At 48.0% G+C, this 18,347-nt stretch carries 14 protein-coding genes and 1 riboswitch; of the genes, 8 read left to right on the top strand and 6 right to left on the bottom strand.

The window, feature by feature from the left end; all coding sequences use genetic code 11:
* Nucleotides 1–371 precede the first annotated feature (371 nt).
* The 3 genes from clpB to M3080_RS08430 all read left to right on the top strand — a co-directional run bounded on the left by clpB (nt 372) and on the right by M3080_RS08430 (nt 6,375).
* Nucleotides 372–2,960, top strand: a complete 2,589-nt coding sequence (clpB, locus tag M3080_RS08420) for an ATP-dependent chaperone ClpB (protein WP_249092708.1) — start codon at nt 372–374, stop codon at nt 2,958–2,960.
* A gap of 115 nt (nt 2,961–3,075) precedes the next feature.
* A riboswitch (Lysine riboswitch) is annotated at nt 3,076–3,250 on the top strand.
* Nucleotides 3,251–3,356: 106 nt separating this feature from the next.
* Nucleotides 3,357–4,763, top strand: coding sequence for an APC family permease (locus tag M3080_RS08425; RefSeq protein WP_249092709.1), 1,407 nt, complete (start codon nt 3,357–3,359; stop codon nt 4,761–4,763).
* Between the two features lie 4 nt (nt 4,764–4,767).
* On the top strand, nt 4,768–6,375 hold the full coding sequence (locus M3080_RS08430; RefSeq protein WP_249092710.1) for an amidohydrolase: 1,608 nt from the start codon (nt 4,768–4,770) through the stop codon (nt 6,373–6,375).
* A gap of 79 nt (nt 6,376–6,454) precedes the next feature.
* On the opposite strand, the gene M3080_RS08435 is transcribed toward M3080_RS08430, so the two are convergent.
* Together M3080_RS08435 and M3080_RS08440 are read right to left on the bottom strand one after the other, a co-directional pair.
* Nucleotides 6,455–7,702: a DUF2863 family protein gene (locus tag M3080_RS08435; protein WP_249092711.1), complete on the bottom strand. Its 1,248-nt coding sequence runs from the start codon at nt 7,700–7,702 to the stop codon at nt 6,455–6,457.
* A 69-nt stretch (nt 7,703–7,771) separates the two neighbouring features.
* Nucleotides 7,772–10,693: an Rne/Rng family ribonuclease gene (locus M3080_RS08440; protein ID WP_249092712.1), complete on the bottom strand. Its 2,922-nt coding sequence runs from the start codon at nt 10,691–10,693 to the stop codon at nt 7,772–7,774.
* Between the two features lie 695 nt (nt 10,694–11,388).
* Between M3080_RS08440 and M3080_RS08445 the strand changes: the two genes are divergently transcribed.
* The gene (locus tag M3080_RS08445) at nt 11,389–12,402 is read left to right on the top strand and encodes an RluA family pseudouridine synthase (RefSeq protein WP_249092713.1); all 1,014 of its coding nucleotides are present in this window, start codon (nt 11,389–11,391) and stop codon (nt 12,400–12,402) included.
* A gap of 2 nt (nt 12,403–12,404) precedes the next feature.
* Nucleotides 12,405–13,067, top strand: coding sequence for an HAD-IA family hydrolase (locus tag M3080_RS08450; RefSeq protein ID WP_022472299.1), 663 nt, complete (start codon nt 12,405–12,407; stop codon nt 13,065–13,067).
* Between the two features lie 55 nt (nt 13,068–13,122).
* On the opposite strand, the gene M3080_RS08455 is transcribed toward M3080_RS08450, so the two are convergent.
* Together M3080_RS08455 and M3080_RS08460 are read right to left on the bottom strand one after the other, a co-directional pair.
* Nucleotides 13,123–13,914: an SAM-dependent methyltransferase gene (locus M3080_RS08455; RefSeq protein ID WP_249092714.1), complete on the bottom strand. Its 792-nt coding sequence runs from the start codon at nt 13,912–13,914 to the stop codon at nt 13,123–13,125.
* A 6-nt stretch (nt 13,915–13,920) separates the two neighbouring features.
* Nucleotides 13,921–14,520 (bottom strand): Maf family protein, encoded by a 600-nt coding sequence (locus M3080_RS08460; protein ID WP_249092715.1) that lies wholly within the window; start codon nt 14,518–14,520, stop codon nt 13,921–13,923.
* Nucleotides 14,521–14,549: 29 nt separating this feature from the next.
* Here M3080_RS08460 and M3080_RS08465 point away from each other — a divergent pair, with 29 nt between their 5' ends.
* The 3 genes from M3080_RS08465 (at nt 14,550) to M3080_RS08475 (ending at nt 16,928) form a co-directional block, all read left to right on the top strand.
* Entirely contained in the window at nt 14,550–15,086 is a 537-nt protein-coding gene (locus tag M3080_RS08465; protein WP_249092716.1) for a YceD family protein, read from the top strand.
* Between the two features lie 99 nt (nt 15,087–15,185).
* Nucleotides 15,186–15,365 (top strand): 50S ribosomal protein L32, encoded by a 180-nt coding sequence (gene rpmF, locus M3080_RS08470; protein ID WP_022472295.1) that lies wholly within the window; start codon nt 15,186–15,188, stop codon nt 15,363–15,365.
* 366 nt (nt 15,366–15,731) lie between these two features.
* Nucleotides 15,732–16,928 (top strand): multidrug effflux MFS transporter, encoded by a 1,197-nt coding sequence (locus M3080_RS08475; RefSeq protein ID WP_249092717.1) that lies wholly within the window; start codon nt 15,732–15,734, stop codon nt 16,926–16,928.
* Between the two features lie 8 nt (nt 16,929–16,936).
* On the opposite strand, the gene M3080_RS08480 is transcribed toward M3080_RS08475, so the two are convergent.
* Together M3080_RS08480 and M3080_RS08485 are read right to left on the bottom strand one after the other, a co-directional pair.
* Nucleotides 16,937–17,851 carry an alpha/beta fold hydrolase gene (locus tag M3080_RS08480; protein WP_249092718.1) on the bottom strand — a complete coding sequence of 305 codons (915 nt, stop codon included), beginning with the start codon at nt 17,849–17,851 and terminating at the stop codon, nt 16,937–16,939.
* Between the two features lie 33 nt (nt 17,852–17,884).
* Nucleotides 17,885–18,205, bottom strand: a complete 321-nt coding sequence (locus M3080_RS08485) for a hypothetical protein (RefSeq protein WP_249092719.1) — start codon at nt 18,203–18,205, stop codon at nt 17,885–17,887.
* Nucleotides 18,206–18,347: the final 142 nt, after the last annotated feature.

Raw genomic sequence — 18,347 nt, forward strand, 5'->3', positions numbered from 1 at the left:
TAAGTTGGCGAGCGAACTCTAGCTTTCTGAGAATCGTTCGAGATTCAGAATCACTCACACGAATGGGAAGCTCAATGATAAAGGTTGGGCTAGTCATGGGACTGAATTTTACTTTAACGACCAAGGTCGTTGCACGAATTCCTCCCCTTGTTAAAACAAGGGGCTTCCTTCGTGATTATTCTGTGAGAAAAAAGTTTTTGATCCACCTCTTTTGTGTGACAATCTATTTCAATTTGTCATTATCTCATTGAAAAATAAGTAAAAAATATCTTTTTCTTTTCTCTTGAAATTTCTAAACCCTACCCCATATAGGAGTTAGAAAGATTGTTTTGCCGGTTCTGGAAACGGGCAAAGCAGAAGGAAAGAAAACAATGAGACAAGATAAATTAACGACAAAATTCCAACAAGCTTTGGCTGACGCACAAACAATTGCGCTTGGCAACGACAACCAAATCATGGAAGACGTGCATCTTCTCGCAGCTTTCTTGCGTGACGAAGACGGATCCACGAAGTCGTTGCTTCAGAGAGCCGGTGTATCGGTTCAAAGACTTGTTCAAGAGGTTGAAGACACGGTTCGCCGTTTGCCGAAGGTAAGCGGTACAGGGGGCGATATTCAGCCCGGCCGCGATCTGATCAATTGGTTGAACCTCACTGAAAAGGAAGCCATGGCTCACGGTGATGAATACATTTCCGTGGATATGGCACTCTTGGCTTTGACGCAAGCGCAAGGGGAAGCGTCTCGTATTGCCAAACGCTGCGGCTTAACCCGTAAGGCGCTTGAGGCTTCCATTGCAGAAGTGCGGGGCGGAGACTCGGCTGATAATCCGGATGCGGAAAATCAGCGCGAAGCCCTCAAAAAGTACACCATTGATTTAACCGCCAAGGCGCGTGAAGGCAAGCTTGACCCGGTTATCGGCCGTGATGATGAAATTCGTCGTGCCATGCAGATTCTGCAGCGCAGAACGAAAAATAACCCTGTGTTGATCGGTGAACCCGGTGTCGGTAAGACAGCCGTGGTGGAAGGCTTGGCCCAGCGTATTGTCAATGGCGAAGTGCCTGATACGTTGAAAAACAAACGGATTTTAAGTTTGGATATGGCAGGCTTGATTGCCGGAGCCAAGTACCGTGGTGAATTTGAGGAACGCTTAAAGAAGTTACTCAAAGAAGTCACGCGTGCCAACGGTCAGATCATTTTGTTTATCGATGAACTGCACACCGTGGTCGGAGCCGGTAAGACCGAGGGCTCGATGGATGCGGGCAATATGCTAAAGCCGGCTCTTGCCCGTGGCGAATTGCACGTAATCGGGGCGACCACGCTTGACGAGTACCGCAAGTACGTTGAAAAGGACGCCGCGCTTGAACGTCGTTTCCAAAAAGTGATGGTCGATGAACCAAGCGTTGAGGATACGATCGCTATTTTGCGTGGACTGCAGGAAAAGTACGAAGCTCACCACGGCGTTGAAATTACTGACCCGGCTATCGTGACTGCGGCTGAGTTGTCGCACCGTTACATCACCGACCGTTTCTTGCCCGATAAGGCAATTGACTTGATCGATGAAGCGGCGGCACGCGTGAAGATGGAAATCGACTCCAAGCCGGAAGCCCTTGATAAGCTTGATCGCCGAATCATTCAATTAAAGATTGAACGCGAGGCGATGAAGAAAGAAACCGATGATGCCAGTAAAAAACGGTTGGCCGCGATTGAAGACGAAATCACGGATCTGACCAAGCAGTACGGTGATTTGGAAGAGGTCTGGAAGAAAGAAAAGATCGAGGCGCTTGAAGCGAAGAAAGCGCGTGACGATATTGATAAGACCCGTCACCAAATGGAAGAGTACCGCCGCCAGGGACAATTCGAAAAGCTTGCCGAGTTGCAATACGGTGTGTTGCCTAAACTTGAGGAAAAGCTGAGAAAAGAAGAGTCTAAGAAAGGCGAGATGAAGCCCAAGCTTTTGCGTACAAGCGTCGGAGCAGAGGAAATCGCCGAGGTGGTTTCCCGTGCAACGGGTATTCCGGTTTCCAAGATGATGGAAGGCGAGCGTCAAAAGCTTCTTCACATGGGTGAAGCGCTTGAACGCCGTGTTGTGGGACAACCCGAAGCCGTCAAGGCCGTTGTTGAAACGATTTTGCGCTCAAGGGCCGGTCTATCAGATCCGAATCGCCCCTACGGTTCGTTCCTCTTCCTAGGACCGACCGGTGTCGGTAAGACGGAACTGACGAAGGCTTTGGCAGAGTTCCTCTTTGATACGGAAGACGCCATGATCCGTATCGATATGAGCGAATTCATGGAAAAGCACTCGGTGGCTCGTTTGATCGGTGCGCCTCCGGGATATGTGGGTTATGAAGAGGGCGGCTATTTGACCGAGGCCGTTCGCCGTAAACCCTATAGCGTCATTTTGCTCGATGAAGTGGAAAAGGCGCACCCGGATGTCTTTAACGTCTTGCTGCAGGTCTTGGATGACGGTCGTATGACCGATGGTCAAGGTCGGACGGTGGACTTTAAGAACACGGTCATCATCATGACAAGTAACTTGGGTTCACATGAAATTCAGTCGCTTGTCGGAGCCGGCAAGGATGAAATCCGGACCGCTGTGATGGCGCAGGTGCGTGAGCACTTCCGTCCGGAATTCATCAACCGTATTGATGAGATTGTGGTCTTTAATGCTTTGGGTGAATCGGTGATTAAGGATATTGCCAAGATTCAACTGAAGAAATTGGCCGCCCGTGTCGAGGCTCAGGACATTAAGTTGGTTGTGACCGATGAAGCCTTAACGGAAATCGCCAAGGTTGGTTTTGATCCGCTTTACGGTGCTCGTCCATTAAAGCGCGCGATCCAAGATCATATCGAAAACGGTTTGTCTCGTCTGCTTTTGGCTGGCAACGTTAAACCGGGTGATACCGTGACGGTTGGTGCCAAAGGCGATGACTTCACCTTTGATGTGAAGTCAGTTGACGCATAAATTTAGAAACTTCTAATCTAAATTGCTTAAAAAAAGGCCCGAAATAAAAAAATCGGGCCTTTTTTGTTTTTTCTTTCTATTTACAAACGTTAATTTTTGGCGTTTAATTTAATCCAAAGTTGATAGAGGCGCGACGCGAAAGAGTATCAAGCCTGAGGGGACACCCGAAGACAGCTCGAGAAAGGTCAAGTCGCCGAAACGATGATTCCGGTAGGAATCACCAGTTGGGCATGGGAAGAATATTTCCATGACTCCCGCTTTCGACAGGAAGTGGAGGAGCTATCGATCGCAAACGGCTGTCATCGCCTTATTTGAATGACATAAGCAAGGTTGCATCGATGGATGCAACTTTTTTTTATAGCTTTTGTTTAATTCAATAACAATAAGGACTAGATGATGACGACAAGCTCTGTTGCCAATCAACTGCAAAGCGAGAAGACTGAAATGCGTCGTGATGTAACGCTTTTCGGTGGCATTTCCGTTTTGGCAGGTATCATGATCGGCTCCGGTATTTTCTACATCGGTGCCATCGTTCTCCAACGCGCGGGCATGAGTCCCGGTCTCTCCCTTTTGGTTTGGTTAATCGGCGGTCTGGTGACGCTTTTGAGCGGTATCTGCTTTGCTGAATTAGGTGCCATGATCCCGAAGGCTGGCGGCTACTACGTTTATTTGCGTGAAGCTTATGGCGAACGCATTGCCTTTATGTGCGGGTTTGGTAATTTCTGCCTGTCCAACCCGGGCTCCATCGCTGCATTGGCTGTCGCCTTTGCCGCGGCGCTCAATTCCATTTGGACAATTGACCCGATCAGTCAAAAGGTTATTGCCATTTCCACCGTTTTGCTCTTGACGCTTATTAATATCCGCGGGGTGGGTATCGGCAGCCGTTTGGGTAATGTCTTTATGGTTTTAAAGATGTTGCCGATTCTTTTGATTCTCTTTGCGGGTCTGCTTTTGGGCGAAGAATCTCCCGACCTCTTCATGTACCCGGGTGAAATGCCCTCCATCTCGACTTTGCTTTCGATGATCGGTTTCGCCGTTATCGCCACGTTGTGGGCCTATGAAGGATGGACCAACCTCAATAACATAGCAGAAGAAATCAAGAATCCGAAGAAAAACATTCCGCTTGCTTTGATTTTGGCTATCGTTGGCGTGGCGCTTTTGTACGTGCTCTTTAACTACGCCATTTTCCGTGTCGTGCCTTACGGCAAGATTGTGGAAATGGTTAATTCCGGCAACTACTACTTGGGTACGGAAGCCGCTAACATGCTCTTTGGCAGCGCCGGTCTCTACATCGTGGGCGCGGCCATGATTTTGGCAATCTTCAGTTCCTTAAACGGTTGCGTTCTTGCCTTTCCGCGTATGACTTACGCCATGGCTCGTGACGGTGCGTTCTTCAAGCCCTTTGCCAAGCTTCACCCGACGTATCGCACGCCGGTCAACGCCCAACTTGCTTCGGCTGTTCTCGCCATTGTTTTGATTCTGTCGAGAACCTTGGGTGAATTGACGAGTTTGGTTGCCTTGTGCGGTATGATTTTCCACGGTATGACTTTCTTTGCCGTGATTGTCTTGCGCCGTAAGTATCCGGATTTGGAACGCCCGTATCGCGTTTGGTTCTATCCGATCCCGATTTTGATCATCTGCGCTGTGATGATCGGTTTGATCATTAACACGATCGGCAACGATCCGATCACCGTTGTTTTAGGTTTCATTGTGCCGTTGCTCGGTTTGGTTATCTATGAAGTAATGTTCCGCAAGCAGCACGACGCTCAAGTGGCCGCTCAAGCTAAGGAAAATGGAGAGTAACACCATGTCGACATTGATTTATAACGCCAATATTTATGTCCAACGAGACGTATTTGCCCAAGCTCTTTTAGTGGGTGATGATGGCAAGATCGCAGCGGTCGGTACAGAGGAAGAGGTGCGCGCTGCCTGCACGGGCAACGAAAATTTGTACGATGCACAAGGCCGCACGATTGTTCCGGGTTTTAATGACTCGCACCAACACCTCTTTAACACGGGTATCGCGTTGGCTGCCGTTCGACTTCAAGGTGTTACTTCCATCGCAGAAGTGATTGAGCGCGGTCGTCGCTATATTGAAGAAAATCAACCGCAGCCCGGTGAAGTGATTCACGGGATGGGGTGGAATCAGGACTACTTTACAGACGAGCATCGTCTTTTAACTCGTCACGACTTGGATAAGATTTCGACGGATTACCCGATCATTTTCGATCGCGCTTGCGGTCACATTCTGACTTGCAACACCAAGGCGCTTGAAATGGCCGGTGTCACGGTTGACACGGTTCCGAACGCAGGCGGCGCCATTGACCAAGAAAACGGTGAATTGACCGGGGTTGTGCGTGAAAACGCACGCGCTCAAGTCCGCTGCTTAATGAGTGAACGTTCGATTGAAACGAAAAAGCGTTTAATCCGCACGGCCATGAAGCACGCCAATGAAACGGGGGTGACCTCTGTCCAAACGTGTGACGTGCGCATGGGAGACTGGGAATCGACGCTTGAAGCTTACAATCAAGTGTTGGCTGAAACGCCGACTGTCCGTGTCTACCACCAATTCAGCTTCATGGAGCCCAATGCTTTCCAAGAATTTTTGGATAAAGGCTATCGCACGGGTGTGGGTAACGACTTCAACCGCTTCGGTCCCTTGAAGCTCTTTGTTGACGGCAGCCTCGGCGCCCGTACGGCCTACATGCGTGAACCCTATGCTGATGATCCGTCCACTCGTGGTATTGCCACCTTAACGCCTGAAGAAATCGATACGTTGGTCGGCATGGCTGTTAAGAATAATTGTGGCGTGGCTGTGCACGCCATTGGGGACGCGGCGATTGAAAACGTTTTGAACGCCTATGACAAGGTTTGTGAAAATGGTGAAAATCCGTTGCGTTTGGGCATTATTCACGTTCAGATCACGGATCGTCCGTTGCTTGAACGCTTCACAAAGAATGACATCCTAGCTTTGGTTCAGCCGATCTTCCTGCACTACGACACGGCCATTGTGGAAGATCGTGTGGGTAAGGACTTGGCGGCAACAAGCTATGCCTTCAAGACCTTGATGGATTTGGGCGTTCACACGAGCTACGGTACGGATAGCCCCGTAGAAGATATGGATCCGATTGCCAACCTTTACTGTGCGGTGACTCGCAAGAATTTGCGTGGCGAACCTGCCGGCGGTTGGCATCCTGAGGAATGTGTGGATATTTATTCGGCCGTTGATGCTTACACCATTGAAAGCGCCTACGCTTCCTTTGATGAAAAGGTGAAGGGGCGCTTGATGAAGGGGTATCTCGCGGACCTGGTTGTTTTAAGCAACAACATCTTCACCATTAATCCTGACGACATCCTCAAGGTTAAGGTCGATGCCACGATGGTTAACGGTAATTTCGTTTTTCAACGCAACTAATTTAATCCATTAAATAAGAAACGGCTCTGTCAGCAAAAATACGCGACAGAGCCGTTCATTTATCGGTTAAGACAAAAGATCAATTGAGCTGATAAAGAGTCGGTGTCAGGTAAGAAATCTCTTCACGTAAGAATGGTTCATAGAGCTTACCGTCAAAGGCCGGGTAACGAACTTCCTCATCATCGTCTTCGAGCATAAACGTCCCTTCACTCACAAATCGCACTTGCTCATGCTCAAATTTGTGCAGCATTAAAGTGGCTTCGAGACTATCGAGAAGCTCGGCGGGATCATCAAAAAAGACAGGCCACCCCAATCCTTGATAAACCTTTGAATTCTCGCCTTTAAGACTGATGCCAAGACGAAATTCTGCCATCTTTGCCTCTCCGGGCCCCGCCGGTTCGTAAAAAGGAGCGACGGCAATTTGCAGATCTTTAATGGCGTAGCCGTCAGTTTGCTGAAGCTTGGCAAGTGCTTCTCTTAAAGAGAAATGGCGGAAGAGACGGCCGGCTTCCATCATGGAGGCAATGCACGGCAACATGAGACTTGTGTTGTAGTTCTTCGGATCATCGACTTTTTGCAAGTACGTCTGAAGCTCTTCAGAAGGATGCTGCAAAAATTCCATGTGCGTTGCCGGGTAATGCTCATCAAAAATGCGCTTGAGTGCAAAAACAAGATTTTTCTGCATTTTCTGCAAACTGACTTCCGGCACAAAAGTGGTGAGCGGAAGCTTTTTGATGGGGGTGCTGACAATAAAAGGAATCAAGCGAATATCAGCAACAAGCTCGGTCATCTCCTCACGGGTCTCTTCAGAAGTGATAAAGCGCGAGATACCAGGTTTACTCGAGGCCACCCATTGTCTGACATGGCTTTGCATTTCACAAGGTCGTAGGGCAAATGTATCGGTACTGACCATGTCGCTATTGATGCGGATTTGATAGTCAGGTGTAAAGAGACCTTTTAAGAAAACCTCAATTTTCTTTAACGCTTCTTGCGGAATTTCTCCGAACGGCAAACCGTATGCGCTTGAGGCCATAAACGGCATGACCATCAAGGCATGAGTGTATTTGTCATCTGTGATGTTGCACGATAAGCATTCAAAGAAAAATGTCCAGCGCATTAAATCGCTGTATTCGTAATTGTTTTCTTCTAGCTTTTGAATGACCGGTGTTATGAAGTCTGACTCTAATTTGGCGTACGCTGAAGCAGCGGCCAGCTGCAACTTGGTGTAGATCGGATATTTTTGATCAATATCGGTTGCTGCGTCGGCTTTCTTGATGAGTTTTACGAGTTCATCAATTGTCTTATTAAGAAGTTTGCTGTCAGTCACGATACTTTGTTTAGAAAAAGAGGAGGGCGAGCCATTTGGCTTCGCCCTCCGAGTCAGTAATCAGTAATATCAGAGGGTCTTTGTGTGAACCTGAATGAGCGGCGTGTCATCTAAAGGCGGCAAAACCTTTCTGGGGCGTCCCGGATAGATGACAGGTGAGTAATCAACTGGGTGGACCAATTCAGGATTGGTGTGCACAACGGTCAAACCACTCTTAGCCAAGGCTTCATCAAGACCGGCTGTCAAACGCGCCATGGCGTCTTCTGCTGTAGCAACTTCAGCGGTTTCAGAAACAGTTTCTTCAACTGCTAAAGTGGCTTCGGCAACAGGAACCTCCACCGTTACCTCGGTTTTTTGAACGTCTTCAACCTTTTCTTCGAGAGGTTGCTCTTCGGCGCGGGGACGCTGTGCCAACGGTTCGCGTTTTTGATTAGCGATTTGACTTTCAACGTTCACGTGACGCGGTTCAACCGTATTTTCCTTCACTTCGAGGTGAAGCTCAGATTTGTTCAAAGGTTCAGTGCGTACCGGTGCTTCCTCAATATATTCTTCAGGCAACACAATCGGAGCACGATTCATTTCTTCGGCTTCAATTTCAGGCGGAATTCGGTCACGGCGAACCATTAAATCGTCCGTGGTGCGACGGCGGCGACGCGGACGGCGTTCGATATTGCTCGATTCAGCCTGAGGTTGAGCTTCAACAGAAGCTTCCACACGTTCTTCAGAAACCTTCGCTTCAGGAATCGTATCGGTAGCAAAGTTGAAGTCTTCGTCATTGGCAACCGTTTGAGGAGCCGGTGCGGTTTCTTCCACAACAGGTTTCGGCAAAGCGACTTTGGTTTCCGGAGCAGGCAACAATTCCGGCGTTTCTTCACTCTTGACGCGGCGGCGCGGACGGCGGCGTGTTTGCGTATCACGAACCGCCTCCTTGTCTTGAGTCTTTACTCTTTCCGTTGTTTCCGGTTTATCAACCGATGCACTCTTGTCTTCATCTTTTTCAACACGGGTGCGTTCTCTGCGTTGACGACGCGACGTAGAGTCCTTCTCGCGACGATCGCGGGGATTGCGGCGAGAGCGACGATCAGAGCGTCCCTTCTTCTCTTCGTCCTTCTTTTCTTCAGCCGGTTTTTGATCGGAACCAAAGAGGAAGTTAATCAAGCGTCGGATAAGACTCGGCTCCTGGGCGGCTTGGGCACGCTTGGCCGCTTCTTCGCGGGCGGCCCGTTGTTCGGCCTTCTTATTGATTAAGCGGTCAGCCTCATTGTGTTCAGGAGCTACTTCGGGCATGAAGTTGCGAAGAACCGGTTCTTGGCGTTTGGCCGCCGGCTTTTCTTCCGGTTTCTTCACGCGATAAGGGTCGATCGCCTCCTCATCGGGTTGAATTTCTTCAGCTCGCTTGTAGCTAGCCACTTCATCATCCAAGCGTTCATCGTCGTAACGCAGACGTTCGATATGGTAGTGCGGCGTTTCGAGGAACTTGTTAGGAATCAAAACGATAGGCAGACGGTGACGTTGTTCAATCTTGGCAATATCACGACGCTTTTCGTTCAAAAGGAAGCTTGCGACATCCACAGGCACTTGAGCGTGGACGGCTCCTGTGCCTTCCTTCATGGCTTCTTCTTCAAGAATTCTCAAAATCTGCAATGCGCAGCTTTCAGTATCACGAATGACGCCAACGCCGTTGCAACGCGGGCAGGTGATGTGATTGCCTTCGGCTAAGGCCGGACGCAGGCGCTGACGGGACAATTCCATCAAACCGAAGCGGCTGATTTTTGCCATTTGAACACGGGCTCGGTCATACTTGAGCGCGTCTTTGAGGCGTTGTTCAACTGCGCGTTGGTTCTTCGGATCGTTCATATCGATAAAGTCGATCACAATCAAACCGCCCAAGTCGCGAAGACGCATTTGGCGAGCTACTTCGTCGGCTGCTTCGCAGTTTGTTCTGAAGGCGGTTTCTTCAATATCAGAGCCTCTGGTTGCGCGTGCAGAGTTCACGTCAACGGCCACCAGGGCTTCCGTGTGGTCAATCACAATAGCGCCGCCGGAGGGCAGGGGGACCGTACGCGAGTAAGCGGTTTCAATTTGATGCTCAATTTGAAAGCGCGAGAAAAGCGGCGTTTCTTCACGGTAGCGCTTGACCCGGCCCACCATGTCAGGCATCACATGGGCCATGAACTGACGGGCTTGATCGTAAATTTCATCGGTATCAACGAGGATTTCACCGATTTCCGGTTGGAAGTAGTCGCGAATAGCGCGAATGACCAGGTTGCTTTCTTCAACGATCAAAAACGGTGCGGGGTTGGCTCGCTTAAGTGCCTCACCCTTGGGACCGACGGATTCCGTCACGTATTTGGTAACAACGCGGTTGCCTTCACGGCTTTGTAATTCGTATTGCGGTTGAGCGGCTTCGCAGATCGCTTCCCAAAGTTTGAGCAGGTAATTGAGGTCCCACTGGAATTCGTCAACCGTGCGGCCGATCCCAGCGGTGCGGGCAATGATGCTCATGCCGGCTGGCAACTTCAAACGATCCATCGTCTCGCGCAGTTCCTGACGTTCTTCACCTTCGATACGACGTGAAACACCGCCTCCGCGAGGATTGTTGGGCATTAAGACCAAATAGCGGCCGGCAAGCGAAATAAAGGTGGTTAGTGCAGCACCCTTATTGCCGCGTTCTTCTTTTTCAACTTGAACAATCAGTTCCTGTCCTTCAACGAGGGCATCACGGATGGTCGCCGTGCGAACATCGACGTCTTCTTTGAAATATTGACGGGAAACTTCTTTAAAAGGGAGAAAACCGTGGCGATCTTCACCGTAATTGACGAAACAAGCTTCAAGGCTCGGTTCGATACGGGTAATGATGCCTTTGTAGATATTGGATTTACGTTGTTCACGGCCGGCTGTTTCGATATCAATATCGATGAGCTTTTGGCCATCAACAATGCCGACGCGCGTTTCTTCGGCGTGCGTGGCGTTAAATAACATGCGTTTCATTGAACACTCCGGGCTGACAACCACTGTCGCAGGTCGTCAAAGTCTGGCGTGCCGTGTCAGAAACAAATCCGTGGCGCAAGCATAGCCGGGAAAAACGTCCGGCCGCTTAATCTTTTCTCAAACAACCAGAACCCCGGTGAATAGCTCTAACCGAGGTCGTGCGAGAAAACAAATTGTTAGACATGTGTCGCGTCACTATCAAAGCCGCGGTAGGGAGAGCACCGAAACGAACGAATTCAAAATAGTGACCCTATTTTGCATCTATGAGCTCAATCCCTCACATGAGGTCTAATAAATACTATCGTCTTAATATTGACAAGTCTGATTCACCGAAAATGTTCAACGGTGATCCCAGTGGGGCTTGTCCAACCACAGATTTTTTCATCACGGCAATTAACAAACGCCTCTGATCGACCGATTGGGTCCGAAAAGAGGACTTAACAAATACCGTTTGCTGCTTTTCGTGTATTAAACACTTAGGCTTCACAGTCTGCAGACTAACCGCAGCTCCGCCACGACACCCTGAAAGGCAGCTCTTTCAGGCACACAAAAAACTTCGTTGGACACACGGTTCAACAAAGAGAAATTTTTAATCAAAACATGGCTAAAATGCACATGTTGATTTTCTATCAAAGTTGATCGCAACAAACTACATTTTTTGTTCCGATTCAACAAGTTCCCCATTATATAGAGTTATGGCAAATTTAGTTGGGAAAACCCCTACATTTATTCCATCATCGCAAGCAAGTGCTAAAGCTGATGCCGTTGTCTGGATTCGCATCGGTGCGGATGCGGATGGACAAAGGCTTGATAATTACTTATTTCGTATAGCTAAAGGCGTCCCCAAGAGCCATCTGTACCGAATTGTACGAGGCGGGGAGGTCCGTGTTAATAAAAAAAGAGCGACGGTTGATACCCGTTTGCAGTTGGGCGATGAGTTGAGAGTGCCGCCTATTCGTGTTTCGACGATCGCGAAAAAAGAATCAGCCCGTCCGATTGACGATATTGAATTGCCGATTTTGTACGAAGATGAGCACATTTTAGTGGTAGATAAGCCTGCGGGATTAGCTGCTCACGGTGGCTCAGGCGTTAGTTTCGGTTTGATTGAACGGCTGCGAGCTGCCCGCCCTAACCAACCTTACTTGGAACTTGTGCACCGGCTCGACCGTGACACAAGCGGCGTGATGATGTTGGCTAAAAGCAGAAAGGCTTTGGTCAGACTTCACGAGATGATCCGAAACGGTGAATTACATAAATCGTATAAAACCCTTGTTTTGGGTGACTGGGTCAATGACCGTCAGCACATTAAAGCCCCGCTTTATAAATTTGTAACGTCATCCGGTGAACGGCGTGTCTGTGTGGACGAAGAAAAGGGGTTGCCAAGTCATAGTATTTTTCAGCTCATTGAGCGTTTCGGGGCAGTTTCTTATCTCAATGTTGATTTGAAAACTGGACGCACTCACCAAATTCGAGTCCATGCTCAATGGGCGGGTCACCCTTTGGTCGGTGATGATAAATACGGTGATTTTGAAGAAAATAAGAAAATCGCTAAAGGCAGTCTCGGCATTCCCTTTAAGCGAATGTTTCTGCATGCTTATCGCTTAGAATTCAAGCACCCGATTTCCGGACAGTCAATGTCTGTGACCGCTCAATTGCCTAAAGATTGTGCAGAGTTAATTACTGCTTTAAAGCAGAGAAAGGAACAATAACGATGTTGGTACCCAAATTTGATCTGTTTGTTTTTGATTGGGACGGTACGGTCATGGATACAACCGAACCGATCGCCGCGGGTATTTGCCATGCTTTTGTCGCCTTGGGTTATAAAGATCCCGGCATGCAGATCGCCAGAAGTGTGATTGGACTGGATTGGAGAAGTGCGATTTTAACCATTGAGCCTGAATTCCGTTTTGATCACTACGATCAGTTTGAACAAGCTTACCGTGAGTACTATCTCGTTAAAGAAAAGGAAATCGGAATCTTCCCCGGACTTGAAGATCTAATGCGCAAAATGAAAGCGGCCGGTCTGCGTCTTGCCGTTGCAACCGGAAAGAGTCGTCGGGGATTGGATCGGGTTTTTGCACAAACCGGGGTGGGTGATATTTTTGAAGCAACGGTTACGGCTGATGAAAGCGCCGGCAAACCCAATCCGCTGATGCTGCAAATGTTGGCTGAAGAGACTGGTGTGGACATTCATCAAATGGTGATGATCGGTGACACCGAGCACGATCTGTGGTTGGCGAAAAATGCCGGCTGCGCGGCTGTGGCTGTCAGCTACGGAGCATTTCCCAAGAGTGAATTGGTGAAGTGGAAGGTGCCTGTTGTGGACGATGTGCCCCAGTTAGCGAGCGCTCTGGGTGTTGACGAGTTGCTTTAATTTTCTAGTCGAAGTTTTAATGAAGGATATGGGCGGGAAAACCGCCCATGTCTTTTTAAGCTTGACGCCAAAAGCTGCCTTGCTTTTTACGTGCGAAATGCTTGAAGTCTTTCTTCACCTTCCGTTCATTGTTTTTTCGGCTTTTAACAGCCAGGATGGCGAAAATAGTTGGCAATTTCGGTAAATCAATATTCTCTTCAGACCACTCTAAGGCTGTTTGGGTTCTGATGAATTCAGCTTCCCCCGTGACATCGCAGGCAATCGTAATTTTTGTATCGGCTTGAAGTGTTTGACAGAGAAACTCTAAAAAAGCCTGATTGCGGTAGGGTGTTTCAATAAAAATTTGAGTTTCACCCTTGGCACTTTGATGTTCGGCATCGCGCAATGCCTGAGTTCTGCTCGGTTCCTTAATCGGAAGGTAGCCCAAAAAGCGGAAATGCTGACCGTCTAAACCGCTTGCCATTAAAGCGAGCAAAATAGAACTGGGGCCCACCAGAGGCTTAACCTTTAGTCCCTTTTCTTGAGCGCGGGCGACGATCGTTGCGCCTGGGTCCGCTACACCGGGGCAGCCTGATTCGCTGACAATTGCAATGTCATGGCCTTCCAAAAGCGGGGTAAGCCACTCATCAATTTTTTCACTCTGCGGTTCATGACCGATTTCCTCTATGTGAAGTTCGGCAATTGGTTGAGGATGGGAGGCGGCTTTTAAATAAGCGCGGGCGCTTTTGGCATTTTCAGCTAGAAAAAACTGAGTTCTTCTCAGTACCTCAAGCGTGTAGGTAGGAATCGTTTCCTCTACCGGACGTTCGGCTATTCGATTGGGTAATAAATACAGCGTTCCAGTCATACTCAATTAAGCCTCACCAATTCCTTCAATAATTTCCAGGCCTGCTTTAGCTAAAAGGTTTACGGTTTCAATAAGAGGCAGCCCGATGAGCGCAGTAGGATCGGTTGAGCGGACTTCCTTCATTAAGGCGATACCCAACTTCTCGATCTTGGCAGAGCCAGCACAATTGAAAGGTTGTTCGCGATCGAGATAATTTTCAATAGTTTTGACGGAAAGTTTTTTCATCGTAACAATAGTCGGAACCATTGTTTCAAAGATTTCGCCTTTTTCACCAATGATGCAAAGGGCTGTCAGAAAATAAACTGTATGTCCTTGCATGCTGGAAAGCTGTTCAATCGCTCGTTCGCGAGTGTGGGGTTTGCCCAAAATTCTTTCTCCCAGAACGGCAACTTGATCGCTGCCGATCACAATTGCATCGCCCACCATGGATTTGACTTTAAGGGCTTTTTCACGAGCCAGTCTGACACAAAGGGCTTCAGGTGTTTCACCTTCGTGGCGGCTTTCATCAATATCGGCAGAAACACATTCAAACGGAACACCCAAACGTTCCAATAACTCTTTTCGATAGGGAGAACTTGACCCCAGAACCAATTTCTTCTGTAACATACGCCTCGTAACCTTTTTGGGAGTAAAGGATGTCGAAAAGCAATCAAAACTTTTCCACTGTCGACATTTTTTCAGTGGCAACAAATCGTCAGAAGATTAACACAACGGTGAACATTTCGGAGATGCCCGAACTCGCCAGCCTAATTATTAATAGTGAAACAGTAAAACCCTTTGCAATTGAAATTGAAGGAACGGAAGGCGTCCGCGGTTTGCCGGCGGCCATACTGACTATCGAGGGAAAAGTGCAAATGCGCTGTACCCGCTGCACTCAACCGATAGATATTGACATTGAGCGTGAAGTGCCGTTTCTTTTTGTTAAAAGCGAAGCAGAAGCCAATCGCATTCCTGTTGAAGAAGATGAGGAGTGGGAAGTGGTTGTCGGTTCAGAGCATATGGATGTGGCGGCTTGGGTTCAGGAAGAAATCATTCTGTCACTGCCTAATTTCCCCCGTCATGATGATTGTGAAGCTCCGCTTAAACATAGCGACATAGCTTCCGAAGACGAAGAAGTGATCGAAAGACCGAAACCTTTTGCTAACTTGCGAGACTTATTGAAGAAAAACTGATATAATCGCAAAACTTTTTTCCAAGCTTTAGGTAATGGCATTGGCAAGATGCGCATATCTAGGGTATAATTGCGTGTTTTCTTAAAGTGGGGTATTGCTATGGCAGTCCAACAAAATAAAAAATCGACCAACAAGCGCGGCAATCACCGTGCTCATGACTTCTTGACGAACCCGGCTACGGCTGTTGAACCGAAGACCGGTGAAGTTCACCTCCGTCACCACATCAGCCCGAACGGCTTCTATCGTGGTAAGAAGGTGATCGACGTTAAGGGTGAATAATTCACTGGATTGAGAAAAGCACTCTGAAGTTAATCTCGACTTTAGCCTTCGCCGGCAACGCCGAAAACCCCACAGCCAATGTGCAAAACGTTGCGGTGGGAGACAAAACGGGAAAGCTTCTACAGTGATTTTCAATCGTCGATTAAAAAAGGGGAATCCGAAATTTGGGTTCCCTTTTTTCGTTTTGTGTTTAAAATGCCCGCATGCTGACAAACCCTTCAATTACAACCTACGAGATTTTTCTTCATTTTGGTTCCTTGCCGAGACAGGCAAGGCAATTTCTAGCACCTTCCGTAACCGGTTGCCGTTTGCATTAGATACATCTTTTCAAGGTTATTTTGTTTGTGTTCCTTGTGAGGTGTAAAGATGTCTGAAAAAACATTTGCTAGTGCAATTTTTATGGTGATTTTCTTGGCTGCATTGACCGCATTCGGTCCGTTTGTTACTGATTTTTATTTGCCGGCGATGCCCGCTCAAGCCAAAGACCTTAACGCTTCGGCGGCTTTGACCCAAGCTGGTCTTTCAGCCTCTATGTGGGGGCTTGCAATCGGTCAACTTATTGTGGGGCCATTATCGGATCGTAAAGGCAGAAAAGTGCCTCTTTTATGTTCATTGGTTGTTTTTTGTGTGGCAACCGTTGCTTGTGTCTTTTCACCGACAATGGAATTTTTTGTGGTTGCTCGATTTGTACAGGGACTGGGCGGTGCAGGTGGTATAGTTTTAGCCAAGTCAATTGCAACCGATCTATATAGCGGCCGGGATTTAGCCAAGTTTTTGTCCATTATCGGAGCTGTTCAGGGATTGGCGCCGGTGTTGGCACCGATTTGTGGAGCGCTTGTCAATGAATACCTCAATTGGCGTGATATTTTTGTGGTTTTGTTGGCTATTGGTGTAGTGCTCTTGATCTCTACTTTATTTTTTAAGGAAACTCTTAAGAGTTATCGTCCGAATACCGCCAAGTTTCCTTTTTTCAGTCTTTTTGCTCTGTTAAAAAATGACAAAACATTTGCCTTGCTTCTCGTTCAGCAGTGTGCGGGTTTTGGTTTGTTATTTGCCTATATCTCAGCCAGTCCTTTTGTCTATCAGGAACTTTTCGGCCTCTCGCCTTTGACTTACTCGATAGTATTTGGTTGCAACGCGATTGTTATCACCATTGGAACCTTTGTTTGTCAGCGGTTTAAATCGGCTCTGTTTTCTCTGAAAATCGGCTCCATTGGAATGCTGTTGGGAGCGAGTCTAATTGCAGCCTCGCTGTATTGGCAAGCGTCCGTTTGGTTTCTTGAGGCCGCAGTCGCGTTTTCTTTGTTGAATTTAGGCCTTACCATTCCATCCGGAACTTCTTTGGCCCTTGATCGTCAACGGGAGCGTGCGGGCAGTGCTGCGGCGCTTCTCGGCGCTTTGGGTTTTGTCGCCGGCGGTATCGTTGCTCCGCTATCGGGCTTGGGGACGGGCGGAGCCGGCTTTGCCGCTGTCACCGTAATTTCAACAGCGATCGGTATAGTCGCTGCGTTTTGTGCGGCTCAAAAGCTTTGCCTTGAAGAGCGATCAGTAATGAGCAAGTAGTGTCTGATTTAGTCCAAAAACGCCAGGACTTTTTTTAAGAAAACTGACGGACACTCTTCTTCGGGACTGTGTCCGCAGTCTAATGCTTCACCGCTTACCGTTACCGTTTTTTCTTTCCAAGTACCAACCACATCATAGAGTTTGCCGACTGTGCCACGAGCACCCCATAACAGGTGGAGGGGACACTGGATTTTTTTGTCAGCATCCTCTTTATCGTCATCGAGATCAATGGTGGCGGCTGCGCGGTAATCCTCGCAAATCGCGTGGATGGTTCTGGGATCTTTGTAGCAGCGAAGATATTCGTAAAAGGCTTTGTCTTCGACACAACCCTTAATTTTGATTTGGCCGTCAATGTGATGATGAAGGAAATAGTCGGGGTCAAAACCGATCAGTTTTTCAGGAAATGGTTCCGGTTGGATGAGAAAGAACCACCAGAAGTACTTTGTCGCAAATTCCTTATTAGTTAGGGCATACATGGTCGCTGTCGGTGCGATATCGACAAAAACAGCCTTTGTAACGCTTTCCGGATAATCAAGAGCCAAACGATGTCCCACCCGAGCACCACGATCATGGCCGACGAAAGCAAAGGTTGGCCTATTTAATAGTTTCATTAAAGAGATGAGGTCTTTAGCCATCTCTTTTTTGCTGTATGGGCGGTGATCCGGTGTGCTCTCAGGCTTATCCGTGTCACCGTATCCGCGCAGATCGGGGAGGACAACCGTGTACTTTTGAGCCAGAAGCGGCGCAACTTTTCGCCAGATAATATGAGTGTGAGGATGACCGTGCACAAGCATGAGAGCAGGACCTTTGCCACCGATAGCAAAGCGCATCTTGATTCCCGTTTCTAGCCTTGCATCCATGAGGTTGAAGCCTTCAATGAATTCGGAAGGGCCAATATTGACTAAAGAACTTTCGGTTTCCATTTTTCCCTCCTCGGGAAAATAAATTGTTTTCTCTTAGCGCATCAGCTCTTTTTTAATATTTCCCGCCTTTTCGCTGTATTCATCGGTCTTTTCACCAATATACGACTTGGCGGCTTCGTAGTGATCCATTAGTGTGTTGCCGGCTTCTTTCACCTGTTTTTCAACATCATCGTATCCAGCGGCAATACAGCTTTGAGCGAGCGCCTGAGCCTTTTCAAGTCCTTCTTTTTGAGCCACTTCATTGATGTGACTGACCGTGCAAGTGACATCTGTAATGTCCATATCGTTGCTCGCAATCGACAATTGACTGACTAATGCGAAAGGAATGACTAGCAATAAGTGGTGTAGACGCATGGGGTAGGCCTTTCAGATTTAACTCTTGACGATCGAAGATTAACATGAGTGTGTTTCAAACTCTGTCAAATTTTGTTTCAAATCTTGATTTTTGCCCTTTATAAACGGGTGGGTATTGGCTTTACAATTAGAGCAATTTTTT

Origin of the sequence: Parasutterella secunda (assembly GCF_023336895.1) — a bacterium.
Lineage (GTDB): Bacteria > Pseudomonadota > Gammaproteobacteria > Burkholderiales > Burkholderiaceae_F > Aphodousia > Aphodousia faecalis.